This window comes from Caldibacillus thermoamylovorans, from assembly GCF_000751775.1.
Lineage (GTDB): Bacteria > Bacillota > Bacilli > Bacillales > Caldibacillaceae > Caldifermentibacillus > Caldifermentibacillus hisashii.
In genome coordinates, this window is the sequence record NZ_CCRF01000083.1 from 17,480 (window position 1) to 43,811 (window position 26,332).

The following is a 26,332-nucleotide window of genomic DNA, read 5'->3' on the forward strand; positions in this document are numbered from 1 at the left end:
AAAGATATTCGTAACATGATCGTATCAATACAAATGATTTTTTACTTGCACCGCTCTCTAATTTAGCAGCAAATATTTCATGCTGTACGAATTTGGTAGTCAATAATTGAACAATGCTGCTTATTTATCATTTAATGCTGCAACGCCCGGCAATACTTTACCTTCCATAAATTCAAGGGATGCACCGCCGCCGGTTGAAATATGAGTCATTTTTTCTGCTAAATGGAATTTTTCAACAGCAGCTGCAGAGTCACCACCACCAATAATCGTAATTGCGTCGGTAGCTTCTGCTAAACTTTCAGCAACTGCTTTTGTACCATGGGCAAATTTATCAAATTCGAATACACCCATCGGTCCGTTCCAAATAACCGTTGCAGATTTTTGAACAACATCACGATAAAGTTCTTCAGTTTTCGGCCCGATATCAAGTGCTTGCCAATCTGCCGGAATTTCTTTAATATCAACCACTTTTGATTCGGCATTTTCGGCAAATTCTTTTGCGACAACCGCATCAATCGGCATATAGAAGTTGACGCCTTTTGCTTTCGCTTTTTCCATAAATTGTTTAGCTAACTCAATTTTATCTTCTTCAAGAAGAGATTGACCGATTTCATACCCTTGTGCTTTCACAAATGTATAAGCAAGTCCGCCGCCAATAATGAGATTATCAACTTTTTCAAGCAAGTTTTCAATAACCCCAATTTTATCTTTTACCTTTGCCCCGCCAATGATAGCTGTGAAAGGACGTTTTGGATTTTCAAGAGCCCCACCGAGAACATTTAATTCTTTTTCCATTAAAAATCCGGAAACAGCTGGTAAGTAATGAGCGATCCCTTCCGTCGAAGCATGAGCCCGGTGTGCGGAACCAAACGCATCGTTAACAAATAAATCGGCAAGTTCAGCAAAAGCCTTAGCCAATTCCGGATCATTTTTCGTTTCTCCCGGATAGAAGCGTACATTTTCAAGTAAGAGTACGTCGCCATTTTCCATTTTGGCAATTTCTGCTTTAACTGATTCTCCGTATGCTTCGTCCGCTTTCCGAACCGGTTTGCCGAGCAGTTCTGAAAGGCGATTTCCGGCTGCTGTTAAGCGCATTTCTTCAACAACTTGACCTTTTGGACGACCTAAGTGGCTGGCCAAAATTACTTTTGCACCTTGTTCTATTAAGTATTGAATGGTTGGTAACGCAGCACGAATCCTCGTGTCATCTGTTACTTGTCCATCTTTCATTGGAACGTTAAAGTCTACCCGTACAAAAACTCGTTTTCCTTTAACATCTACATCTCTAACTGATTTTTTAGCCATTGTTCGGACCTCCCCGGGTTTTCTGAACATGATTATTATAACAATAAAAAAGGGGAGGGGAATCGTGTATCCCCATTCCCCTGACTAAGGTTCAAATTAGTCTTTTAAATGTTTTATCACTTATGATCTTGGGCATCTATTTATTAAAGTCCTTTTTTTGCAACATAGTCTACAAGATCAACTACACGGTTAGAGTAACCATATTCGTTGTCATACCAAGCAAGTACTTTAACTAAGTTACCTTCCATAACCATTGTTGATAAACCGTCAACTGTAGAAGAAACATTTGTATGGTTATAGTCTCTAGAAACTAACGGTAATTCGTTGTAAGCAAGAATTCCTTTTAATTCGCCTTCAGCAGCTGCTTTGAATGCTGCGTTCACTTCTTCAACAGTTACATCTTTACCAAGTTCAGCAACAAGGTCAACTAATGATACGTTAGGAGTTGGTACACGAACAGCCATACCATTTAGTTTACCTTTTAATTCAGGAAGAACTAACGCAACAGCTTTTGCAGCACCGGTTGTTGTTGGAATCATAGATTCAGCTGCTGCACGTGCACGACGAAAATCTTTATGAGGTAAGTCAAGAATTTGTTGGTCGTTTGTGTAAGAGTGAATCGTTGTCATCATACCGCGTTTGATTCCGAATTTTTCTTGTAAAACTTTTGCAAATGGAGCTAAGCAGTTTGTTGTACAAGAAGCGTTGGAAATAACATGATGATTTGCCGGATCATATTTTTCTTCATTAACACCCATAACAATCGTAATATCTTCTTCTTTACCAGGTGCAGAAATAACAACTTTTTTAGCGCCGCCTTCTAAATGTTTTGCAGCGTCTGCACGTTTTGTGAAGCGTCCGGTAGATTCAACAACGATTTCTACGCCAAGGTCTTTCCAAGGAATTTGCGCCGGGTCACGTTCAGCTATAACTTTTACTTTATGACCGGCAACTACGAAAGAATCACCATCAACAGATACTTCTTCTTCTAATGTTCCGTGTACAGAGTCATATTTGAGTAAATGAGCCAACATTTTTGCATCTGTTAAGTCATTTACAGCTACTACTTCAATATCAGGGTTATTTAATGCTGCACGGAAAACTAACCGTCCAATACGTCCAAAACCGTTTATACCAACTTTTACTGCCATGTTCATTTCCTCCTTTTGAACTGTAAAGAATTTTTTTATATTTAAAAGGGATTACCCTTTTAATATCTCATTTGTTACGGCTTCATCGGTAATTAAAACCGTATTTTTCGGGGCGATTTTCATGTACGCCTTGATTGCCTTTGCCTTGGAAGCTCCACCGGCAACAGCAAATATATGAGGGATGTTTTTTAAATCTTCCAGCTGCAAGCCGACTGTTTGCACTTTATGGACAATGCGCCCATTTTCATCAAAGTAATATCCAAATGCTTCGGCAACAGCTTTTTCCTGAACAAGCTTTTGCATATCTTCTTCCGATGTCATCCGTCTTCTTGCCATTGTCATTGCATCACCAATCCCGTGAATAACAATATCTGCTGATTTGATCTTCATTAGTACTTCTCGAATGGATGACTCTTGGATGAAGGTTTCATAAAACTCTTTCGTGACTTGATCAGGGGAATAGAGAACCATATAGTTTCCGCCGGCTTTATTTGCCATCTTTTGACAAATTGTATTTGCCTGATCTTTTATATCTGCCCCGATTCCACCTCGAGCAGGGACAAACAGCAAGTTCTCTTTATTTAATTTTTCAGTAAATGCCTCAGCAACAGCATTCATTGTAGATCCGCCGGTCACACTAATAACTTGACCTTCATTAATGACTTCCTTAAGTCTGCTTACACATGCACGCCCCAATTCTGACTTAACCCAGTCCGATTCATCGGCGTTACCGGAAACGACATTACATGATTGAAGATTTAGTGCAGCTGCCAACTGTTTTTCTAATTCCGGCGCACTTGAAAATTCCTTCATAATTGGTTCAAGTTGGTCCAAAATTATTTTTCCCTCTTCTGTTAATCTCATACCGGACGTTGAAATTGCAATTAAATCTTGATCTTTAAGAAAATCTGTTTCACTGCGTAATACCCGTTCAGTTATTTGTAAACTTTGGGATAAACTGCGTCTGCCAACCGGCTGCATAATTTCTATGTAACGAAGAATTCGATATCTTTTCTGCATGATTTCAACTAAATCCGGTATTAGTCTTTTTTGTACATTAATAATCGACTTCATTCTATGTTCTCCTCACAAATAACAGGAATAGGTGGACTTATTGAAACCCTGCTATCGTTAATAATGTCCCACTCAAAGCAAAAATAATACTGGGGAAATTCAATATTTTATTGGTCAGTAACCGACCCATAAGGTTATTTTTCGTCCCACAGATATCAAAAAAAATCATCTCCGTTACACTTATTATGTTAGCAGAGAATATATGGAAAATCAACTATCTTTAACATTTTTATTTTTTTGTAAGCGCATTCTAATTACATGTTCATCAATTTGCCCAAATTGAATGACCTCTCCGTCAATTTCTACAACAGGAATATATAAACCGTACTTTTCTTCCAAATCATCATTTTCTTCAATATCAACCAATTTGAGGGTGAAATCATACTCATTCTGTAATCGTCTCAAAATTTCAAGCGCATTATCGCATAAATGGCATTCTTTCCTTTTATATAAAATAACTTCTTGTCTCAAATTAGTTCTCCTTTCCAATCAGGCCTGTCACAGATTTCTTTTTATCGTTTCGGTTTGGACCATTCAGAATCCGGTTACCGATCCATCCTTAATTATATCTTTTTCTTTTGATTGAAGAAGGAATCTTCAATTGCTCGCGGTATTTGGTAACTGTTCTTCTCGAAACACGTATCCCCTTTTTTTCGAGCAGCTTGACAATTTCTTGATCCGAATAGGGTGATTTTTTATTTTCTTGGTCAATCATATCGCGAATTTCATTTTTCACCTGTTCGGTTGATATGGTATCATTACCGGTTGCTGTTTTTGCTCCGGTTGTAAACAGTTTTCGCAGGGGAATCGTTCCAATTGGTGTACGGGCATATTTGTTTTTTGCAATTCGAGATATGGTTGATTCATGAACGCCGATTTTTTCTGCAACATTATTCATGGTCATCGGTTTTAATTCTTTCTTACTCCCCAATAGGTAAGGTTCTTGCATCTCTATAATTGCACGCATCATGTTGATCATTGTTGTTTTTCTTTGTTCGATACTTTGTTTCAACCATTGGATCTGTTGATATTTTTCTTTCACATAAGATTTTACCATTGGTTCAGGTTGTTGCATCAATTCATGATAGTAACCTTCATTTATGTTTATATGAAAATAGGAATCTTCTGCTACATGAATATGCCAAATATCTTCCTTTTTTTCAATGATTATATCCGGTATCACATATTCGGTTCGCTCATTAGATATTAGTGCGCCCGGTCGAGGTTCCAATGTTTGAACGAGATCAAAAAGTCGTTGAATTTCATTTAATGAGATGTTTAATTCTTTTTTAATTTTTTTCCACTTTTTATAAGCAAAATCGTCGAAATAATGTTCCACGATTTCTATAAGCCGTGGGTCTGCGTTTTCATTCCGCCTTAGCTGCAATATAATACATTCTTGTAAATTCCTTGCCCCGATACCCGCCGGTTCAAGACTTTGGATTATATTAAGGGCTTTTTCACCTATTTCCCTCGGTAAATTTAAAATCCGGCTGGCTTCATCTATATCAATTTCTAAATAACCATTGTCATTTAAATTGTTGATTAAAAATGTGACATAGTTTTTTTCTGCTGAAGAAAGATTTTTTGTCAATAATTGATCTTGTAAATAATTTGACAGGTTGGGCAAATGGTCGGGGATAAAAGCTTCAAAATTGCCTGCGCTTGCTGATTGTTTTTTTCTTTTTTTCAAGGATTTTTGACTAAAAGTGGAATAATAATTCATTTCGACTTCCAGCAGCGGATTTTCTGTCGCTATTTGTTCAACAAAACCGGCTAATTCCATGGAAGTATATTGGAGTAACGAAATCGCCTGGACAAGTTCCTGTGACATATTTAATTTTAATGCTTGTTGTTGGAACATTCCATATTCGATATTCATATACATCTCTCCCTTATTCTCATTGTAAGGGTTTTCTTCAAAATTGAAAACAAAAATCGACCAATTTAAGAAAATTATTTATTTCCAACTTTACTAAGGTAGCCCAATTGCGGCGTGCATGCATACAGGCGAAAAACGAAACGGCCAGTAACATTTTCCCTCTTGATTAATTATTGCATTTGAATTATAATAGATTTTGTTCGTCAGTAATACAGTTTGCCCTCGTGGTGTAACGGATAGCACGCAAGATTCCGGTTCTTGAAATGTGGGTTCGATTCCTGCCGAGGGCGTTCAAACACTGAATACCATTACGTTTATAAGACGTAGTGGTATTTTTTTATACTTAATATAAGTGAGAAAACTTTTTAAAAGTACTACGAATTATAAGTAGCATTGCGGAATGGCGGCATCCATACCTCAACAAGAACAACAACTTGATTCGATTCTGTTTTTATATCTGTTGCTTTTGAAGGTGCGGGGATCGATACATTATTTTCCGCCATACCGTATAAATGAAGCGCCATTGCTTCTTTTGCCATAGCTAACGCTTCTTCATTCGTGCCACCAAAAGTTAAGCAACCAGGTAAGTCCGGAAACTCTACTGAAATTCCATCTTCCGCATAATCAAAAATTGCAGGATAAATATATCGGTTTTTTTCCATATTTCTTCCCCCAATTAAGAGAATTTTATTCAAGTTCTGCTTGTTTTAATATGTTCTTTTAGGTTTAAAATGACATATACTTGGTAATATTTGAAGGAGAAATCAATTCTATTTCTTCGTAGCCTTATGTTTGACCTTTATTGACCTTTGTTGTAGAATGTACATATATTAGATTGAAAACCTTTGGCAATTAGTAAAAGGGAATTTCAATTAAAGGAGGATAAAAAATGAATTTAATTCCTACAGTTATTGAACAAACAAGTCGTGGGGAACGTGCATATGATATTTATTCCCGACTTTTGAAAGACCGGATTATTATTCTCGGCGGGCAAATTGATGATGTCTCGGCCAACTCGATTGTTGCCCAGTTATTATTCTTGGATGCCGAAAACCCAGAGAAAGATATTTCCCTTTATATTAACAGTCCCGGTGGAAGTGTAACAGCAGGTATGGCTATTTATGATACGATGAATTTTGTTAAAGCAGATGTCCAAACCATTTGTATCGGAATGGCCGCATCTATGGGTGCATTCCTGCTTTCTTCAGGTGCAAAAGGGAAACGTTATGCTCTACCAAACGCAGAAGTCATGATTCACCAACCACTGGGCGGTGCTCAAGGTCAAGCAACAGAAATTGAAATTGCAGCAAGACATATTTTATATACTCGTGATAAATTAAATAAAATCTTGGCTGAAAATACCGGTCAACCCTTGGAAGTCATTGAAAGGGATACAGACCGCGATAACTTTATGTCTGCAGAAAGAGCAAAAGAATATGGATTGATTGACCACATCATCAGTCGAAATACAATTGGAAAATAGTCAAAAAACCGGGTAATGCGCCCGGTTTTTTTCTGGATGACGAAAAAAGCTGTCATAACCGTAACCGCTTCATTCATTTTAAAAAGACAGGCGGGTATTTGACAGCCTTCTCTTTTTGCTTTATCAAAAAAACAAATTAATTATTTTCATCTTCCACAAATTTCGTTAATACTTCCAACGCTTCTGCCTCATCACTACCATCGGCAATTATTTTAATTGTTTTCCCGGAACCTATCGCTAAACTCATAATCCCCATAATACTTTTGGCATTGACTGTTCGACTTTCACTTTCAATTGAAATATCAGATGAAAACCGATTCGCCTCCTGGACAAATAATGCTGCCGGTCGAGCTTGCAGGCCGGATTTTAATTTTACTTTCACATTTTTTTCTAACATAATCCTTTCCTCCTTGATAAATGTATATATCTATGAATCTTTTAATTTTCCGGATAAAGGGGAACTTCAATCTAAGGGGGAAACAATATCCCCCCACCGATTATTCGTATAAAGAAAAACTTGAGCGCCCGATCCTTTAAAAAATTATTTAAAGTGAACGGTTTGACCCGCTCGTAGCTTTTCTGCAATTTCGTCAATTTTTCTTAACCGGTGATTAATCCCCGACTTACTAATTCCTCCTGATACCATTTCACCCAATTCTTTCAACGTCACATCTTGGTATTCAATTCTTAATTTTGCGATTTCCCTCAGCTTTTCCGGTAGCGAATCCAGTCCAATCGTTTGATCAATAAATTTAATATTTTCCACTTGTCTGATAGCAGCTCCAATCGTTTTGTTCAAATTTGCGGTTTCACAGTTTACCAAGCGATTCACTGAGTTTCTCATATCCCGGACTATGCGGACATCCTCAAATCTTAACAACGCATTGTGTGCACCAATAATGCCCAGAAAATCGGAAATTTTTTCAGCTTCCTTCAAGTAAGTAATCCAACCCTTTTTCCGCTCCAAAGTTTTGCTGTTTAATGAAAAAGAGTTGAGAAGCTCACACAACGCCTCACTATGATCCTTATATAATGTAAAAATCTCTAAATGATATGAAGAGGTTTCGGGATTATTAATTGAACCACCTGCTAAAAAAGCACCTCTTAAATAAGCCCTTTTGCAACTTTTCTTTTGAATCAGTTCGGGGGCTATTTGATGATGAAATTCAAATCCTTCATCAATAATAGAAAGGTCTTTTAAAATTTCCTTGACCTGGTCAATTAACCGAACAATATAGACGTTGTTTTTTTTCAACCTCATTTTTTTCCTGACAAATAATTCCACATCCACCTGGTAGTGTTTTTTTAAAAGCGAGTAGATCCGGCGCGCAATGGCTGCATTTTCTGTTTGGATATCGACAACAAGTCGTTGATTCGTAAAAGAAACGGCACCGTTCATACGAATTAATGCAGATAGTTCCGATTTGCTGCAGGTGTCGTCGATCGGTAAATTGGTTAATTCTTTTTTTACATCTGAGGCAAAAGACAATCCCCTAACCTCCATTCATACATCTAATACTACGATTGAAAGCGGTTTTTTGTTTCATTTTCTAAGATATTAAATATTAATTGCGATAAAGTTTTTGTATCATGTCGCAAAAAGCCGTCGGTTAAGGTTGCAATCGAATCGGCAATAATTTCGATTCCAAGTTTCTCTAAATTATCATAATCAATCTTTACCGGATCTGCGTATTCACCTTTATATCGCAATTTTACCGAATCTGGAATGTAGCCGTTATTAACGATGATTTTTTGGATGGAGTATGGTTCAGTATGATCATAAATTGCTTTCACATGATCACTTGCAGAAAAACCGCCTGTTTCACCTTTTTGTGTCATTAAATTACATATATACACCTTTTTCGCCTTTGCCTTGGCGAGCTCATTCCCAATTTCAGGGACAATTAGGTTAGGCAAGATGCTTGTATAAAGCGAACCGGGTCCGATTACAATAAGATCCGCTTCTCGAATGGCATATAATGTTTCGGGTAACGGATGAATATGGTCAGGGGTTAAAAATACCCGCTTAATTCTTTTGCCGTATAGCGGTATTTTTGATTCTCCATGAATAATCACCCCATCCTCCATTTCGGCGTGAAGGACAACACTTTGGTTTGCTGATGGCAATACTCTGCCCTTCACATTGAGTACCCTGCTTAATTCATGAACAGCATGTGCAAAATTTCCGGTAATGTTCGTCATCGCTGCCAACATTAAGTTACCTAATGAATGACCGGACAAATCACTATTCGTCTCAAAACGATGTTGAAATAACTCCTCGATTAACGGCTCAACTTCTGAAAGTGCTGCGAGAACATTTCTAATATCTCCCGGAGGCGGTATTCGGAAATCTTCACGTAAACGTCCGGAGCTGCCGCCATCATCAGCAACTGTAACAATAGCCGTAATGTCCACCGGAAATCTTTTCATACCACGCAATAATACCGGAAGACCGGTGCCTCCACCGATGATCACAATTCTTGGTTGACTAATATTCATGTTTCTGAATCCTTTCATTTGCAATTTCTCTATGGGACACTTGTACTTGATAATCTTTTGCCAATTTTTCACCCAAATACTTGGCAATGGCGACTGATCGATGCTGGCCACCGGTACAACCGATAGCAATTACCAGTTGACTTTTTCCTTCTCGTTTATACAACGGTAACATAAAAGATAATAAATCCGATATCTTTTCTAAAAATTTACTTGTATCCGTCCATTTCATTACATATTCATATACATCCTGATCGAGCCCTGTTTTCGGACGTAATTGTTCAATATAAAATGGATTTGGTAAAAATCGGACATCAAAAACTAAATCTGCGTCGATCGGAATCCCATGTTTAAAACCAAAAGAGATTACATTTACCGTAAATAAATTTTGCCTGCTGTTGGTAAATTTTTCTGTGATTTTTTCACGCAATTCTTTCGGCTTTAACTCGGATGTGTTTATAATTGTTTGTGCTCTTGCCTTTAACTCTTCCAGTAATTGTCGCTCATTACGAATCCCGTCTAGCGGCAATCCCGATTTGGCCAATGGGTGAAAACGGCGCGTTTCTTTATACCTTCTTACCAAAGTGGCGTCATCGGCATCTAAAAATAATATATGTGGGGTTAGCCATGAGTAATGTTGCAATTCATCCAAAACGTGAATTAATTGTTCAAAAAATTCACGACCGCGTAAGTCCATAACCAAAGCAACCTTATTCATTTTATTCTTGGATTCTCTCATTAACTCTAAAAATTTCGGCAAAAGACTTGGTGGTAAATTATCGACACAAAAAAAACCAAGATCCTCAAAACTTTGAATAGCAACCGTTTTGCCGGCACCACTCATTCCGGTTATAATAACTATTTGCAACTCATTGGAATTTTCCACTGTTCTTACCACCATTCCTTTTAAAATTATTTACAACGTATCGATTGAACGATGAACGGGCACCAGAGTCCCTTTTATAAATTTGGTAAATATTAGATTTATCAATCCAACTTTTGTGAAATTAGCTGGAAATCTTTTGTGTAATGGAATGTACCAAACTGAACATTTTCCCCAAATAAGGCTTGTTGAATAATCAATCGATCTCCTTCAGCCATTGGTAATTCATCTACTTTATCGACCGGATGCCATTGCAGCTTTCCTTCCCTTGTTACATTTTTTTGTATGCCGTCACCTTGATTCGTAAAAAAAGTAAACATCATCCATTCGGTAAACTTATCATCATCTTCTATTAAAAAAGTGTATATACCTTTTATGATGGGATCGCGAATTTGGATTCCCGTCTCCTCCCCATATTCACGGATGGCTGCTGCTTTTACGGTTTCTTTTGGCTCTACTTTTCCACCCGGTATGGCCCACCAGCCGCGACGAGGTTTTTGCAACAACAAGATTTCCCCGTTTTTCATATATATACAATTTGCAACTCTTTGCATTTCTCTCACTCACTCCAGACCATATAATCAAGTCAACATAATATAGTAATTGCTATTGGTCGACCGGCTTTTAACACCGTGAATTTGACCATCATGATTATAAAGGTAAAGGTAAATCATTATATTATTACTTAACTAATATTATTATACTATACCTTATCACATGCAAACAATGAAGTGAATGAATAATCATTACCTGTAGAAATAAGTGATAAAATCTAACATCAGCGGGGTGTCGACTTCCCCTGGTTATTGTAAACGTACAAAAAAAGTACAGGATATCTCCTGTACCAAAAAAATATATTTAAAAGGGGGTCAATTTCTTCATACCTTTATAATACTCTTTCTTTGTTTCATACGTGTTACAGCAGCGTTAAACGACGATTACTTTTTTTCTTTAAATTGTTAATGAAACAATGAACCCTCTTCAACTTTGATATTACTTTATTTGTTCTAAAAGTTCCTCAATATAATGTTGAGCACTTTGAGCGGCAATACTTCCATCACCCGTTGCCGTTACGATTTGGCGAAGTTGTTTTTCACGTACATCACCGGCCGCAAAAATCCCGGGAACTTTTGTTTCCATTAACTCATTTGTTTCAATATAACCGGCTTCATTCGTAATTCCTAGATTTTCAAAAGGCTTTGTCAAAGGGATCATCCCAATATAAATAAATACGCCGTCACAAGGGAATCCTTTTTCAGTGCCATCAACAGTAGAAACTAAGGTAACACTGCCGACTTTGCCATCCTTTTCGTTAATCGCCTTAACTGTATGATTCCAAATAAAGTCTACTTTTTCATTAGCAAATGCGCGATCTTGTAAAATCTTTTGTGCCCGCAACTGATCACGCCGGTGTACAATCGTTACCTTTTCAGCAAATCTCGTTAAGTATACGCCCTCTTCAACAGCAGAGTCACCACCACCGACGACCACCAATTGTTTATTTTTGAAAAAAGCACCGTCACAGACTGCACAGTACGAAACACCGCGTCCGCCCAGTTCATTTTCTCCCGGGACACCGAGTTTTTTATATTCGGCACCGGTCGCAATGATGATGGCTCTTGCCTTAAACTCTTTTGAGCCGGCTTTCACTATTTTAAATTCTTTCCCGTCAATAATTTCTTTAATATCGCCATATGCGTATTCGGCACCAAATTTTTTCGCATGTTCGAACATTTTATTAGAAAGGTCCGGACCTAAAATTGAATCATAACCGGGATAATTCTCTACTTCTTCTGTATTCATCATTTGTCCACCCGGTACACCCCGTTCAATCATTAAGGTCGACAAATTGGCACGGGATGTATAGACAGCTGCAGTCATACCTGCAGGACCTGCCCCAATTATTATTACATCATAAATTTTATCCTCTGACATTCTACACACTCCTCGTATTCCAGTGATATGGTATCAGGTATTGTTATGGACGGTTTAATCGGTTTTCGAATTCGTTTTATCGATGAGAATCTTTTTTATGGACAGTTTGAACAGATTTTCTGTTCGTTATGCGTTATGTCCCTAAAGCTCAATAGATTGACACCAATTACTACAAATTTGCAACAGATTCAAGTGACCCTGTAGTTCTTGATACTACATAAATTTCAAACATTTTACCACTATTATGCTCAATCATTTCGTAAACATTGGTATTTCTTCATGTTTCCAAGGTTCCTGCCCGTCCTTTTCCGGATGTTCTAACAAGAGCTTCTTCCATGCTTTTTCTGCTAAGTTCATTTTCCCCATCTTATAGGCGGCATAGGCAAACCAATAAAAAAAGATACCCTCAACTTCATTGCCATCATGTAAAATTTTCTTGAGCCAATGATAGCCAAGTTCATATTGTTCTAAAATTAACAAAGTAACACCTAATTTATAACGATGATCAACAGAAATGGGATAAACTTTTTTTAATATATCTAATAACGGCTTTACATTCTTTCCTTTATAAAAATCAAGTACCGACAGATTACATAGTGCATGTAAGTTTCCCGGGTTTTCTTCCAGCACTTGTTGGAGTATCTCAACAGACTCTTTGGATTTTCCTTGGTAAAAATAGGCCAATGCCAGATTGTTATACGCAGGCCAAAAATTTGGGTACTCACGAATCATTTGTTCTAATAATGGAACTGCTCCATCAAAATCACCGTCTTCCATTAATTTTCGCGAATGTTCCTGTTTTTCAATCAGTTCATCTTCATACTCCATATGATTTTCTGTCAAACAAGTCGTTTTTATTTCATCTGCTTCAAGAGATATGATTTCCAATAATTCCTGTGCATCACTTGTATATTCCCCATTTGGAGCTGATTTCAAATATTGTTTGACATGTTTCTTTGCTTCCATATAATTACCAATATAGGCATAATTATTTGCTAAAAAGTAGTGACATTCAACCATGTATGGATCGATTTCACTTAGGACTTTCAGTAAAATTTTATTAGAAGAATCATATTCACCCATTTCAGTTAAAACAATGGCAAGTTGACAAGCAATAATTGGCTCAGTTGGTTCAAATTTCCAAGCACGAGCCAAATACTTTTTTGCCTTTACCAAATCATTCCTTTCAAATGCTGCAATTCCCTTTGAAAAGAAAAATTCCCCTGAAGGATTGAACATTAAAATATTACCATCAATATGATTATTGCTTACATTTTTACTCACAAAACATCCTCCAAAAATCATGATGTATTTATATAATGATGTAATAAAGCAGTAGAGAAGCACACAGCCGAAAAGTATCATTTTCTTCGTGCTCGGAAAAAGCCACTACCGGAAGATTCTTCGTCCCGCATTCAACATCACTTTAATTTTAAAAACTTATTTATTTAGAGGATCGGTCAAGCGGTCATGGTTTCTTCTTTTTTCCATCTCTTCTTTTGTATAAATAACCTGCATCGGGTTTCCGCCGACAAACGAACCCGGAGGAACATTACGGTTCACAAGTGTCCCTGCAGAAACCGTTGCCCGGTCACCAATTTCTACCCCCGGCAGTATCGTTGAATTTGCACCGATCATGACCTCATCCCCAATTCGAACCTCTCCTACCCGATATTCATCAATCAAATATTCATGTGCCAAAATCGTCGTATGATATCCAATAATCGTATTTTTACCAACATTAATTTTTTCCGGAAACATTATATCCGGCATGACCATAAACGCAAAAGCCGTATGATCGCCCACCTTCATTTTTAAAAACTTACGGTACATCCAAACTTTCCAGGACATGAACGGTGTATAACGAGCAATCAAAATAACGATGACGTTTTTAAATACCTTCCAAAAAGACACGGTTTTATATATTTGCCATAATGAATTGGCTCCTTGAATCGGGTAACGGGTCGTTTTCCGCATAAATTATTTCACTCCAACAATAGCCAATAAGTCACGCATATCATGAATTAAAAAATCCGGATTATACTTTTTTAAGTAGTCTGTCCCTTGAATGGTCCAAGCAACTCCAACGGATCCTGTGCCGGAATTTTTCGCCCCCAATATATCATGGTAAGAATCGCCGACCATCAACGTGCTTTCCGGTTTTGCCCCTAACAAGTGCATCGCTTTATTTAACGGTTCCGGATCCGGTTTTGCTTTCTCTACTTCATCCAATGTGATCACTACAGGAAAATATGGAGTTAAGTTGGTTTTATCCAACGCTTTAAAAACCATCTCTCGTACTTTCGTAGAAACAACACCGAGCTTATATCCTTGTTTGGAAAGCGTATCGATTGTCTCGAGAACCCCCGGAAACTCACGAACAAGTTTATCATGATGTTTTTTATTAAACGTTCGATAGTAATGGATCATTTCTTCCGCTTTATCCGGTGCAACTGATGAAAAAGATTCATATAAAGTTGGTCCAATAAATTTGTAACAGTCTTCCCTCTTCAATTCATCGAATCCAAATTGATGAAAAGTATAAAGAAATGATTGCAAAATAAGTTCATATGTGTTAACTAAAGTCCCGTCTAAATCAAATAAAATCGTATCAATATTTTGTTTCATAAGAGATTCCCTTTCTTTTTGCTGCTAGTTCCATCCGATTCCAGATCCTGCTGACAATAAGTGTTAAAGCAATTGCCGTACATAAACGAATTATAAATAAAGGAAAAACCGGGATACCTAATGGAACAAAAATCAATGTATCTTCAACGACAGCATGGCACGCAACGAGAAAAATAAATGCCAATGTCGCATCTTTTTTGCTGACACCATCCTCTTTCACCGCTTGCAATAATACACCTGCCCCATAGGCTAAACCGAAAATTAAGCCGGCCGTCAAAACCAATGCCGTGTTTTCATTCATCCCTAATCCACGGGTAACGGGAGCCATCCATCCGGTAAATACATCCAACCATTTTAAATCTTTAAGAATTTGAATGCCGATCATCAATGGAATTACAATCATCGCCAATTGAAGAGTACCTAATACGGCTTTTTGCAAGCCAGCAAGAAAAATAGCCGCCATACCAACCGGTGCTGTTTCATTTGCTGTTATTAAACCATATTGGGCCATTTCACTCCCGCCCGGCCAAACCAAATTGATAATAAAGGCTGCAACCAATGCTAAACCGATCCGAACAGATAAAACGACCCAGAGTTTAACACCGGATTTTAATGCTACACTTGTTTCAATTAGTAAATTATGGGAAAAACTAAGCATAACTGCGATAATAAATACTTCTTTAACAGTAAGGTCAAGTGTTAAAATCCCGCCAATTGCCGCATATAAGTTTAATAGATTACCCAGTACAAGAGGGATGGCCGCCTCACCCGACAAACCGAAAACGGACATAAATGGTGCCAACTTGTCAAATAACCACGGAAGTGCAGGAGTGTATTGAAGCAAGGAAACGACTAAGGTTACCGGGAAAATTACTTTTCCCAATGACCAAGTGGTGTGTAACCCATTCATAATCCCTTGCTTTACCGAATTTAACAAGATACTACTCCCCCTTTATCGGATTGACCATGAAAATGATTTTAATCTAAATAATGCGGAATATTATGTTTCGTCCTTCTAAAAATAATTAAGGCAAGTGAAATAATGATAACGGCAGCAGAAACGAGCTGAGCTACTCGTATATCTGTATCGAAAAAATATAAACTGTCGGTTCGAAGCCCTTCAATGAAATAGCGACCGATTGAATACCAAATTCCGTAAGCTAAAAAGATTTCTCCCTGTTTCAAATTAACTCTTCTTAATAGAAGTAAAAGTATAAAACCAAGCAAACTCCAGAGCGATTCATATAAAAAGGTTGGATGATAATAGGAACCGTTTATATACATTTGATTAATGATAAAATCAGGTAAGTGCAAGCCTTCCAAAAATTCGCGAGTAACCGGTCCCCCATGGGCTTCTTGGTTCATAAAATTCCCCCACCGGCCAATCGCTTGAGCAATGATAATACTTGGTGCGGCAATATCAGCTAATTTCCAAAAAGAGATATTTCGTTTCCGGCAAAAAACGACAGCGGTAACGATCGCCCCAATTAGGGCACCATGGATGGCAATTCCGCCTTCCCAAATGGCAATTATTTTCCCCGGATTAACCGAATAATAGTCCCATTCGAAAAGAACATAATAAATTCTGGCACAAATAATGGAAATCGGAATGGCCCAAAGTAAAAGATCAGCGAAAATTTCATCCGGAAGACCTCGTCTCTTTCCTTCACGAGTTGCTAATATATAAGCAATTACAATACCTAAAGCAATAATTATCCCGTACCATCGAATTGATAAAGGGCCAAGTTCCAAGGCCACCGGATTTAAGGGCTGAACATGATAAAGCATCTCAACAACTCCTTCTATACGTTTCAAAAAGAAACAGTTTGACGAGAGAGAACTTCCCTGTCATTTCACTAATTGTAACAAACAACAATCAGTTTTAAAATTATTTCTGATTAAAATAAAGAGCACTGCGTACAGAATTGAACAGGTATGTTAATCTTCATGTTCATGATCTTTAATCGTTTCTTGGAGCCTTTGAGTGAATTGCTTTGCTGCATTGACACCCATTTTTTTCAAACGAAAGTTCATGGCCGCCACTTCGATAATAACAGCCAAGTTTCTTCCGGGACGAACCGGGATGGTTAATTTCGGAATTTCGACATCAAAAATTTTCATTTTATCTTCATCGAGTCCCAACCGGTCATAACGTTTATTTTGATCCCAGTTTTCTAAATGGATGCACATCGTTATTCTCTTATAGGATCGAACAGCTCCGGCACCAAATAAAGTCATGACATCAATGATACCGAGTCCGCGAATTTCAAGAAGATGTTCTATGAGTGGGGGTGAATTTCCTACTAGCGATTCTTGATCTTCTTGGCGTATTTCCACACAATCGTCTGCAACAAGCCGATGCCCCCGTTTCACAAGTTCCAAAGCTGTTTCACTTTTACCAACTCCACTTTGACCGGTAATAAGAACACCAACGCCGTATACATCAACCAACACACCATGAATAGCAATTGTCGGAGCAAGCGCAATTTCCAAATAATTTGTTAATCGGCTGACTAATTGTGTCGTTTTCAAATTTGAACGCATAACCGGTACTGCTTCTTGCTCGGAAGCCTCAATTAATTCTTCTGGGATTTCCAGCCCACGTGTAATAATAATCCCCGGGGTGACATCGGTACAAAGCCGCTGCATCCGGACGATGCGATCTTCCTCATTTAGCATGGAAAAAAATGTCAATTCAGTTCTTCCTAATAACTGCAAACGATCTTCCGGATAATAATCAAAAAATCCGGCCATTTCAAGTCCAGGACGGGAAATATCACTTGTCGTTACTGGACGATTGATGCCCTCTTCCCCACTGATCAATTCTAATTTAAATTTATTTAAAATATCCTTGATGGTCACTTTTGACATGTATGAACTCCCTCACTTAGGCTTCAATTTGTCTATTACTTAACTCTTTGTATGTTCCATTTTACCATGTTTTTTCCTGAAACCAAAGAACCCGAAACAAAAACGTTATAAGTACAAAATTAAAAAACTCCCTCTCAACTTTATTAAATAATAAAAAGTTGAGAGAAGAGTTGTTTTAGCCAATTCTTTTAATACGGTTGAACAGTAACCGAACCCGTTTTCGATTCTGCAAATAAATACATTTTATTTTGTAATTCTGCTGTTGTATCAAACTTGATGACTTTTTGAATCATTTCCTTTTTCTCGTCAATTTTATATAGATTGGATAAATCAACCTGAACATTGCCAAAATTGGATTTAACCTCTCCGCTTACCGGTAAATCATTAGCGATTCTTACATGGATACTGCCTGCCCCACTTGATAACTTAACCGATTGCGGTGCCGGTTTACTAATCCGAACAGAAATTGAACCGCTTATTGTTTCTGCATCGATTTTTTGATAGGAACCGTCAATCGTCACCTTACCGTTCATTGTTTCCGTTTCCGCATCATCTATTTTACATTGAGTCAAGTTTATCGTTCCATTCACAGTTTCAAGATCTGCCTTTTCTGCTTCACAACTTTCTAATCGGATGCCTCCATTGGACGTTTGAAAATTAATTTTTTTCCCTTTAACGCCTTCCCCGCTAATCGTGCCGTTAAACAGTTTAATCGCAACTTTGTTATAAACGCTTTGTGGTAAGAAAACTTTTGTGTCAACCTTCATGAATTTCTCTTTAGCTAAAAAAGCAAGGGCTTCTTGATCTACACGAAACTCAATATTTTCTAAAAATCGCTCTTTCCCGTGTACAGGATCTTCCTCGCGATACACTTTCCCTTCACATTCCACACGGACGTCGGAATGATCCCATACAATCAGCTGTACAGAACCATTTGGAATTTCAATAAACACATCTTTAAACTTGTTTTCATTTTGTTGAAATACGTGTGAAACATTGACCGAATGATGGAAATCCAAGTCCATTTCCTTTATTTTCTTCATTGCTCTTTCAAACAAATTGGTCAGTGTATCTTTTGCTTCCTTGGCAAATGTTGATGTTTTTGTAGAACTTGACTGATGAAAAGTCTCCTTCTCATTTTGTTCATGACTGGATTTGTATGCTTCAATTTTTGATAATTCTTCAGCCATTTTCGCTTTTTTTTCTTCTTTTAGTGACTCCATGTTTTCGAGTTCTTCCAACAATTTTTCCGCTTCTTCAATACTCACTTGGCCTGTCTTCACCATTTCTAAAATTTTCTTCCGTTCTTCCTTCATATTTTTCACGTCCTTTACAAAATCTCTCATTTATTTATACTTTTTACGTAATTCAAACCGAAAAGTTTCATGGAAATAGCTTATGTTGTTTAAAATTCTTTTATCATGTAGTGTTTTTTAAAGCAAAGGGACAGTCTGTAAAATTCGCTAGAGAGAGGAAAATTCTTTTGTTTAAATCAGTTCCATTAAAAAAACAATTTTTTTCGATTAAATTTCCTCTTGAACCTACAGTTACGTTAGGCTTTATAGTAAGAATAGAGCTTTAATACGTATCTAAATGGAGGATTGGAAATGGAAAAAATTTTTTTGAATTGAAGAAATTGCTGATAAAACAGCTGTATCAATCAGATCGCTGCACGATTATGGCAATATCAAGTTATTAGTACCTTTAAAATAAATCATACGGGTTTGAAACCTTTTTTCTTCAAATCCGTAAAAATTAGAGTAAACCATAAAGAAGGGATGGATTGTTGTGGAAGAAAGATTAGAAGCAAATGAAATTGAAAAGAAGAGTCCAAGTCTATGGGGGATTCTTTGGAGTCCAAGCGAACATTTTGCCAGAATAAAAGAAAAACCGAAAATCTGGGGACCATTGTTAATGATTATTCTTGTGTTTAGCATTGGAATGATCATTGTTACAACCAATACCGAGTCAGGAAATGAAGGTTTACCGGAAGAGTTAGCCCCATTTTTAGTAATCGGTTCTATTATTGCCGGTGTGATTGTACCTATTGTAACTGCGTTTATTGGTACGCTTGTTTATTTGTTGATTGCAAGGTTAGCACGTTCGAATGTATCGTTCCGCCAGCTGTTTTCAATGAATGTATATTTATTGATCCTAACTGCTTTAGGCATGATTGTAAACGGAATTGGCATGGTCATTACCGGGTCGTCAACTACTACGTTCACTAGTCTTACTACATTGATCCCCGCTGATGGTGCACTAAAGGCAGTATTTGATAATATTGAAGTTTTTTCCATTTGGAGTGTCATATTATCGGCAATTGGATTACAGAAGGTGGCATCTTTTTCCAAAGAATTAGCATGGGGTGTTTCCATCGGTTTTTACATGTTATCGATCTTTTTCTCCATGATCGGATGGGCCTAAGAAGTAATATCTGAATCGGTCATTGTTTCTATTCTATAAGTAAGTGAAAGGTGTATATTGATGAAAAATAAAAAACTATGGATAACCATTGGAATTATCGCCATTATTGTAACCTTGTTTTCTTTTAATCTAATAAAAGCTTCCGGTAATAATATTGAAGTTGAAGTTGCTTCCGTTAAGGAGGAAAAATTATCCGAAAATGTTATCTCACAAGGAACATTAAAACTGGCAAACGAACAGTCGATTTACTATGATGCAACGAAAGGAAAGATTGCAGATATCTCAGTAAAAGTTGGTGACGATGTTCAAGCAGGAACCCCGCTTTTCACCTATAAAAGTGACCAGCTTTTAATGGAACAAAAACAAAATGAGTTGCAAATCCAGTCGGTCAATTTACAAATTGAAGATACACAAAAACAGCTAAAGGAAATAGATAAACTTTTAAAAGACAATAAAGATGATGAAACATTAAAGAAAGAACGTGATCAAGTAAATCTTCAGTTGGAACAAGCAAAACTTGAATTAAAGCAAGCTCAATTACAAAAAGACAATATTAACCAACAGTTAGCCGATTTGAAAGTTGTAAGTGATATTGCCGGTAAAATCATTGAGATAAATGAGGATGCCCAGTTTAAAACAAATTCGGAAATCCCCGAACCGATTATGAAAATTGGTTCAATTGGTCAGTTTATCGTTGTTGGCTCAGTTTCAGAATATGATGCGCTGAAAATTAATGAAGGACAAGCGGTTAAACTAACTGCGGACACAGTTCCTGATAAGACATGGTCAGGGAAAGTGAAAAGTATTTCATATTTACCCGAAGAGTCGACCGGTTTACAAGATTCAGGTGCACAAAGCGGCGTTCAATATACGATCGAAATTGAAGTAACCGATCAAAATATTGAGTTAAAGCCCGGGTTTCAAATGATTATTGAAATCACCGCCAATGAATACACGGCTAAAACTCTCCCATTAACTGCTGTTAAACAAGACGGGGAAAAAAGTTATGTTTTCATTGTTAAAAATGGAAAAGCTGTAAGAAAAGAAGTAAAAGTTGGCAACGCCTCACTCGAATCCATTGAAATTAAAGATGGGGTTACCAAGAAAGATAAAGTCATTAAAGACCCGTCCGATGACATTCAAGATGGCATGGAAGTGATTGTAAAATGATCCAATTGGCTTCTATTAAAAAAAGTTATTCACTAGGGAATGAAGATGTTCTTGTTCTAAACGGAATTGATTTAAAGATTAATAGAGGAGAATTTATCTCAATTATGGGCCCGTCCGGTTCCGGAAAATCCACTTTAATGAATATTATTGGATTTCTCGATCGACCGACTGAGGGTACATATTTTTTAAACGGGAAAGAGGTTTTGCAGTATAAAGAGCATGAACTGGCAAAAATTCGCAACCGGGCGATTGGCTTTGTCTTTCAACAATTTAATTTGTTACCGCGATTAAATGCGTTGAAAAATGTTGAACTTCCGATGATTTATGCCGGAGTTAAAAAGAAAGAGCGGGAAGAACGAGCAAAAGAAGCTTTAGAGAAAGTTGGACTCGGGGATCGGATGTTACACTTACCCAATGAGCTGTCAGGTGGCCAAAAACAACGGGTGGCAATTGCCAGAGCCATTGTCAATAAACCCGATCTGATCCTGGCTGATGAACCGACCGGTGCTCTCGATACAAAAACAAGCGAACAGATTATGGAGCTATTTACTATGTTAAATAAAGAAGACGGGACTACCGTAATTGTTGTTACGCACGAAGAAGAAGTGGCCAGCTATGCCAATCGTTTAATCTTATTACGTGACGGGTACATCGTTCAAGATATTGATCAAGAAAATAGAGGAGAGATCCTATGAGTATTGTCGAAAATATTAAAATTGCTTTCTCCTCCATCTTTGTTCATAAAATGCGTTCAATTTTAACAATGATTGGCATAATTATTGGTGTATCGAGCGTCATTTTCATTGTCGCACTTGGTCAAGGGGGAACGGAAAAGCTCAAATCACTAATTGTTGGTTCCGGAAATACGGTTTCTTTATCTTACTCCCCCTCTGAAGAAGAAATGAAGGAAAATCCGGATGCTCTTTGGTCACCGTTTACGGAAGACGATATCCGTTCCATTGAAACAATCCCGGAAATTTCAAAAATTGTGACATCCAGTGATGAATTTGGCAATGTTCGCTACCGGGAAAATACAATTGAGTCATCTATTTCCGGTATTAACCAAACGTACATTGAAGTAAACGAGTTAAACGTATCGAGCGGAAGAAATTTACTGCCATCAGATTTTTTAGGGGGCGGACGTGCGGCTGTAATCAGTTCAGGTCTTAGCAAGGAGTTATTTGAAAAAGAGGAGCCGTTAGGAAAAATTATTTATGTTCAATCACAGCCTTTTGAAGTTGTCGGTGTTTTAGAAAAACCAACCGGGCTGTTAGCATCGTTCAGTTCCAATGAGGTATATGTTCCTTGGAAAACTTGGCGAACGATAACCGGTAACAACAAAATCAGTTCTATCACAATTCAAGCTGAAAATACTGAGAAATTGCAAGAAGCAGGAAAGAAAGCAGCACAATTATTAAATCAAATTCATGGAACAGAGGAAGCCTACCAAGTGACAAACATGGAAGAAATTGCTGAAGGGATTGGCCAAATTACATCCATTATGACCCTGATTATTGGATGTATTGCGGGAGTTTCTTTATTAGTCGGTGGAATTGGCGTTATGAATATTATGCTTGTTTCCATTACCGAACGTACCCGTGAAATAGGTACCCGGATGGCTTTGGGTGCGACAAGAGGTCAAATTTTATTTCAGTTTTTAGTCGAAGCAATGACATTAACGTTAATCGGCGGGACGATTGGGATTTTATTTGGTGCTGGTGTTGCCTATTTGGTTTCGTCGATAATCGGTTTTCCGATAATTGTCTCATTGCCGATCGTTTTAATCGGATTATTGTTCTCGATGTTTATCGGTATCATATTCGGCATCTTACCTGCTAATAAAGCATCGAATTTAGACCCAATCGAAGCTTTACGATATGAATAAACTTTTAGTATCGCACATTATGGCAAGTCAAGGTAGTCAGTATAAATTTTATTTAAAAAGCTCTCTTATATAAAACTATTTGAACAAATCAATTCTGTAAAAGCAACATATACATTTTCAATATAAAACTATTTGAAATTAATTCCTTTACACAAAAAGGCATGGTTATCAAAACTTGAGTTACCATGCCTTTTCATCTATTAGTGAAACAGTTTTTTCTGGTTAATACATATTTTATACATGAATGTTTAGCTTTAATTCGGAAATTATGATTGTATTGGTAGTTCTTCTTTTTCCCGAATCATGTTTTTCATCCGTTCTCGGTCCCTCTCGATAACACGTTTCAAATAATAACCGGTGTAAGACACATCTGTTTTGGCCACTTGTTCAGGCGTTCCTTTCGCAATAACCGTACCGCCGCGATCCCCGCCTTCCGGACCCAGATCAATAATATAGTCCGCTGTTTTTATCACATCGAGATTATGTTCAATAACGACCACCGTATCGCCGTTTTCAACAAGACGTTGTAAAACATCGAGGAGACGGGCAATATCATCAGCATGAAGACCGGTTGTCGGTTCGTCCAAAATATACAAAGTGCGGCCATTGGAACGCCGATGCAATTCGGAGGCAAGCTTAACCCGTTGTGCTTCCCCACCGGATAATGTCGTTGCCGGTTGACCAAGTTTCATATACCCGAGACCAACATCATAAATCGTTTGGATTTTCCGTTTAATTTTTGGGATATTGGCAAAAAACTCCAATGCATCTTCTACGGTCATATCAAGCACGTCCGCAATATTTTTCCCTTTATATTTCACTTCCAATGTTTCACGATTGTACCGTTTTCCATGACAAACCTCGCATGGTACATAAACATCCGGAAGAAAGTGCATTTCAATTTTAATGATGCCGTCCCCTTTACATGCCTCACAGCGACCGCCTTTAACATTAAAACTAAAGCGTCCTTTTTTATAGCCGCGAATTTTGGCCTCGTTCGTCGCTGCAAATACATCACGGATATCATCGAAAACACCTGTATAAGTAGCCGGATTGGAACGTGGAGTACGTCCGATCGGTGACTGGTCAATATCGATAACTTTTTCCAGATTTTCTATTCCTTTGATTTCTTTATGTTGCCCCGGTTTCACTTTGGCACGATTTAATTTTTGTGATAGGCTTTTATATAAAATTTCATTAACTAATGTACTTTTACCTGATCCGGAAACACCGGTGACCGCAATAAATGTACCGAGAGGAAATTTAACACGGATATTTTTTAAATTGTTTTCTTTACCGCCAACAACTTCCAAATATTGTCCATTTCCTTTTCGCCGTTCTTGTGGCAACGGAATAAATTTTTTGCCGGCTAAATATTGACCTGTTAATGAATGCGGATCACCCTTCACTTGTTCCGGTGTTCCGGCTGAAACAACCGTGCCTCCATGAACACCCGCTCCCGGTCCAACGTCGACAAGATAATCAGCCGCCAACATCGTATCTTCATCATGTTCAACAACGATTAACGTATTTCCAAGATCACGCATTCGTTTCATCGTTTCAATTAATTTATCATTATCGCGTTGATGCAAACCAATTGATGGCTCATCCAAAATATACAGGACACCCGTTAATTGGGAACCGATCTGAGTTGCCAGACGAATCCGTTGTGCTTCTCCACCGGATAATGTACCGGCCGCCCTGCTCAAGGTTAAATAATCCAAACCGACATTAACAAGAAAACCGAGCCGTTCCTTAATTTCCCGCAAAATTAAGCGAGCAATGTTTTGTTCTTTTTCACTTAATTCCAATGTATCGAAAAAATGGAGAGCTTCTTGAATGGAAAAGTCGGTTACTTCCGCAATATGAAGTCCATTAATTTTCACTGCCAATGTTTCTTTTTTCAAGCGATATCCTTTACAAGTCGGACAAGGGTTTTGCGCCATATACTTTTCCATTTGTTCTCTTGTATAATCAGAAGTGGATTCCCGAAAACGGCGCTCAATATTGCGAAGAACGCCTTCAAATTCGATATCCGTATCCCGAATCACGCCAAAATCATTTTCATAATGGAAGTGAATTAATTCCCCATCTGAACCGTATAAAATTTTATCCATTAAATGTTGCGGAATATCTTTCACCGGTACATCCATATCAATCCCGTAATGATTACAAACCGCTTCTAATAATTGCGGATAATACTGGGAACTGACCGGTTCCCAAGGTGCAATCGCCCCTTGTCGTAATGTTAAGTTTTTATCAGGAATAACAAGGTCGAGATCCACTTCCAATTTCGAACCAATCCCGTCACAATCCGGGCAAGCCCCAAACGGACTGTTAAACGAAAACATCCTTGGTTCCAATTCCCCGATGGAAAAACCACAATACGGACAAGCATGTAACTCACTGAAAAGTAATTCTTCTTGACCAATGACATCGATTATGACGCGTCCTTGTCCTAGTTTCAATGCTGTTTCCAATGAGTCGGTCAGCCGCGCTGTGACTCCTTCTTTTATAATAATCCGGTCAATGACAACATCGATGGAATGCTTTTTATTTTTTTCCAGCTCAATATCATCGTTCAATTCAAGCATTTCTCCGTCAATACGGACGCGGACAAACCCTTCTTTCTTTATGTCTTCAAGAACTTTGGCGTGCGTCCCCTTTCTGCCGGAGACAACCGGAGCTAAGATTTGAATCCGGGTCCGCTCCGGATATTCCAATATACGATCGACCATCTGTTCAACGGTTTGTGAGGTGATTTCAATGCCATGGTTCGGACAAATCGGGTGACCAATACGAGCATACAGTAATCGCAAATAATCATATATTTCCGTAACTGTTCCAACTGTTGAACGGGGATTCCGACTGGTCGTTTTTTGGTCAATAGAAATAGCCGGAGATAATCCTTCAATGGAATCAACATCCGGCTTGTCCATTTGTCCTAAAAACTGCCTGGCATAAGCAGAAAGCGACTCGACATACCGACGTTGACCTTCAGCATAAATGGTATCAAAAGCCAGCGAAGATTTTCCTGAACCGGATAACCCCGTAAAGACTACAAGTTGATTACGGGGAATATCGACATCAATATTTTTTAAATTATTTGTCCGTGCACCTCTTACTTTAATTTGATCCTTCATTT

General features: G+C 37.8%; 25 protein-coding genes and 1 tRNA gene. 6 read left to right on the forward strand and 20 right to left on the reverse strand.

What is annotated here, in order from left to right; genetic code table 11:
- Positions 1-120 precede the first annotated feature (120 nt).
- The 5 genes from BT1A1_RS14210 to rpoN form a co-directional block, all read right to left on the reverse strand.
- On the reverse strand, positions 121-1,305 hold the full coding sequence (locus BT1A1_RS14210) for a phosphoglycerate kinase (RefSeq protein WP_034772457.1): 1,185 nt from the start codon (positions 1,303-1,305) through the stop codon (positions 121-123).
- 143 nt (positions 1,306-1,448) lie between these two features.
- Positions 1,449-2,456, reverse strand: coding sequence for a type I glyceraldehyde-3-phosphate dehydrogenase (gene gap / locus BT1A1_RS14215; RefSeq protein ID WP_034772458.1), 1,008 nt, complete (start codon positions 2,454-2,456; stop codon positions 1,449-1,451).
- Between the two features lie 51 nt (positions 2,457-2,507).
- Complete coding sequence (locus tag BT1A1_RS14220) at positions 2,508-3,530, reverse strand: sugar-binding transcriptional regulator (RefSeq protein ID WP_034772459.1); 1,023 nt, start codon at positions 3,528-3,530, stop codon at positions 2,508-2,510.
- 210 nt (positions 3,531-3,740) lie between these two features.
- The gene (locus BT1A1_RS14225) at positions 3,741-4,001 is read right to left on the reverse strand and encodes a glutaredoxin family protein (RefSeq protein WP_034772460.1); all 261 of its coding nucleotides are present in this window, start codon (positions 3,999-4,001) and stop codon (positions 3,741-3,743) included.
- Between the two features lie 88 nt (positions 4,002-4,089).
- The gene (gene rpoN, locus BT1A1_RS14230) at positions 4,090-5,412 is read right to left on the reverse strand and encodes an RNA polymerase factor sigma-54 (protein ID WP_034772461.1); all 1,323 of its coding nucleotides are present in this window, start codon (positions 5,410-5,412) and stop codon (positions 4,090-4,092) included.
- Positions 5,413-5,630: 218 nt separating this feature from the next.
- On the opposite strand from rpoN, the gene BT1A1_RS14235 reads away from it, so the two are divergent.
- Positions 5,631-5,702, forward strand: a tRNA-Arg gene (locus BT1A1_RS14235).
- 84 nt (positions 5,703-5,786) lie between these two features.
- Here BT1A1_RS14235 and BT1A1_RS14240 read toward each other — a convergent pair.
- Positions 5,787-6,074 carry a type II toxin-antitoxin system HicB family antitoxin gene (locus tag BT1A1_RS14240; RefSeq protein WP_034772462.1) on the reverse strand — a complete coding sequence of 96 codons (288 nt, stop codon included), beginning with the start codon at positions 6,072-6,074 and terminating at the stop codon, positions 5,787-5,789.
- 227 nt (positions 6,075-6,301) lie between these two features.
- On the opposite strand from BT1A1_RS14240, the gene clpP reads away from it, so the two are divergent.
- Positions 6,302-6,895 carry an ATP-dependent Clp endopeptidase proteolytic subunit ClpP gene (clpP, locus tag BT1A1_RS14245; protein WP_034772463.1) on the forward strand — a complete coding sequence of 198 codons (594 nt, stop codon included), beginning with the start codon at positions 6,302-6,304 and terminating at the stop codon, positions 6,893-6,895.
- A gap of 136 nt (positions 6,896-7,031) precedes the next feature.
- Here clpP and BT1A1_RS14250 read toward each other — a convergent pair whose 3' ends face one another.
- From BT1A1_RS14250 to BT1A1_RS14310, 13 genes are all read right to left on the reverse strand, one after another.
- Entirely contained in the window at positions 7,032-7,292 is a 261-nt protein-coding gene (locus BT1A1_RS14250; protein ID WP_034772464.1) for an HPr family phosphocarrier protein, read from the reverse strand.
- Between the two features lie 144 nt (positions 7,293-7,436).
- Positions 7,437-8,384 carry a DNA-binding protein WhiA gene (gene whiA, locus BT1A1_RS14255; protein ID WP_034772465.1) on the reverse strand — a complete coding sequence of 316 codons (948 nt, stop codon included), beginning with the start codon at positions 8,382-8,384 and terminating at the stop codon, positions 7,437-7,439.
- 29 nt (positions 8,385-8,413) lie between these two features.
- Positions 8,414-9,412 (reverse strand): gluconeogenesis factor YvcK family protein, encoded by a 999-nt coding sequence (locus BT1A1_RS14260; RefSeq protein WP_419177779.1) that lies wholly within the window; start codon positions 9,410-9,412, stop codon positions 8,414-8,416.
- Complete coding sequence (gene rapZ / locus BT1A1_RS14265) at positions 9,384-10,292, reverse strand: RNase adapter RapZ (RefSeq protein ID WP_034772468.1); 909 nt, start codon at positions 10,290-10,292, stop codon at positions 9,384-9,386. The genes BT1A1_RS14260 and rapZ overlap by 29 nt, the downstream gene beginning before the upstream one ends.
- Positions 10,293-10,378: 86 nt before the next feature.
- Entirely contained in the window at positions 10,379-10,828 is a 450-nt protein-coding gene (locus BT1A1_RS14270; RefSeq protein ID WP_034772470.1) for an NUDIX hydrolase, read from the reverse strand.
- A 439-nt stretch (positions 10,829-11,267) separates the two neighbouring features.
- The gene (gene trxB, locus BT1A1_RS14275) at positions 11,268-12,209 is read right to left on the reverse strand and encodes a thioredoxin-disulfide reductase (RefSeq protein WP_034772472.1); all 942 of its coding nucleotides are present in this window, start codon (positions 12,207-12,209) and stop codon (positions 11,268-11,270) included.
- A gap of 252 nt (positions 12,210-12,461) precedes the next feature.
- Complete coding sequence (locus tag BT1A1_RS14280; protein WP_051989157.1) at positions 12,462-13,493, reverse strand: tetratricopeptide repeat protein; 1,032 nt, start codon at positions 13,491-13,493, stop codon at positions 12,462-12,464.
- 156 nt (positions 13,494-13,649) lie between these two features.
- Positions 13,650-14,186, reverse strand: coding sequence for an acyltransferase (locus tag BT1A1_RS14285; protein WP_034772474.1), 537 nt, complete (start codon positions 14,184-14,186; stop codon positions 13,650-13,652).
- Between the two features lie 3 nt (positions 14,187-14,189).
- Complete coding sequence (ppaX, locus tag BT1A1_RS14290; RefSeq protein WP_034772476.1) at positions 14,190-14,837, reverse strand: pyrophosphatase PpaX; 648 nt, start codon at positions 14,835-14,837, stop codon at positions 14,190-14,192.
- Positions 14,821-15,777 (reverse strand): nucleoside recognition domain-containing protein, encoded by a 957-nt coding sequence (locus tag BT1A1_RS14295; RefSeq protein WP_034772478.1) that lies wholly within the window; start codon positions 15,775-15,777, stop codon positions 14,821-14,823. Before BT1A1_RS14295 ends, ppaX begins: the two co-directional genes overlap by 17 nt.
- 38 nt (positions 15,778-15,815) lie before the next feature.
- A complete protein-coding gene (gene lgt, locus BT1A1_RS14300; RefSeq protein WP_034772480.1) occupies positions 15,816-16,625 on the reverse strand; it encodes a prolipoprotein diacylglyceryl transferase in 810 nt (269 codons plus the stop codon).
- A 150-nt stretch (positions 16,626-16,775) separates the two neighbouring features.
- Positions 16,776-17,708: an HPr(Ser) kinase/phosphatase gene (gene hprK, locus BT1A1_RS14305; protein WP_034772482.1), complete on the reverse strand. Its 933-nt coding sequence runs from the start codon at positions 17,706-17,708 to the stop codon at positions 16,776-16,778.
- Positions 17,709-17,896: 188 nt separating this feature from the next.
- Entirely contained in the window at positions 17,897-19,054 is a 1,158-nt protein-coding gene (locus tag BT1A1_RS14310; RefSeq protein ID WP_081912387.1) for a DUF4097 family beta strand repeat-containing protein, read from the reverse strand.
- Between the two features lie 442 nt (positions 19,055-19,496).
- Here BT1A1_RS14310 and BT1A1_RS14315 point away from each other — a divergent pair, with 442 nt between their 5' ends.
- From BT1A1_RS14315 to BT1A1_RS14330, 4 genes are read left to right on the forward strand one after another with little or no spacing between them, the layout of a single operon-like run.
- Positions 19,497-20,132, forward strand: coding sequence for a YknW family membrane protein (locus tag BT1A1_RS14315; protein WP_034772492.1), 636 nt, complete (start codon positions 19,497-19,499; stop codon positions 20,130-20,132).
- A 60-nt stretch (positions 20,133-20,192) separates the two neighbouring features.
- Complete coding sequence (locus tag BT1A1_RS14320; RefSeq protein WP_043988516.1) at positions 20,193-21,302, forward strand: efflux RND transporter periplasmic adaptor subunit; 1,110 nt, start codon at positions 20,193-20,195, stop codon at positions 21,300-21,302.
- Positions 21,299-21,997 carry an ABC transporter ATP-binding protein gene (locus BT1A1_RS14325; RefSeq protein WP_034772494.1) on the forward strand — a complete coding sequence of 233 codons (699 nt, stop codon included), beginning with the start codon at positions 21,299-21,301 and terminating at the stop codon, positions 21,995-21,997. The genes BT1A1_RS14320 and BT1A1_RS14325 overlap by 4 nt, the downstream gene beginning before the upstream one ends.
- Positions 21,994-23,187, forward strand: a complete 1,194-nt coding sequence (locus BT1A1_RS14330) for an ABC transporter permease (protein WP_034772496.1) — start codon at positions 21,994-21,996, stop codon at positions 23,185-23,187. Before BT1A1_RS14325 ends, BT1A1_RS14330 begins: the two co-directional genes overlap by 4 nt.
- 266 nt (positions 23,188-23,453) lie before the next feature.
- Here the strand turns inward: BT1A1_RS14330 and uvrA are convergent, their stop codons facing one another.
- Positions 23,454-26,330 carry an excinuclease ABC subunit UvrA gene (gene uvrA / locus BT1A1_RS14335; protein WP_034772497.1) on the reverse strand — a complete coding sequence of 959 codons (2,877 nt, stop codon included), beginning with the start codon at positions 26,328-26,330 and terminating at the stop codon, positions 23,454-23,456.
- Positions 26,331-26,332 lie beyond the last annotated feature (2 nt).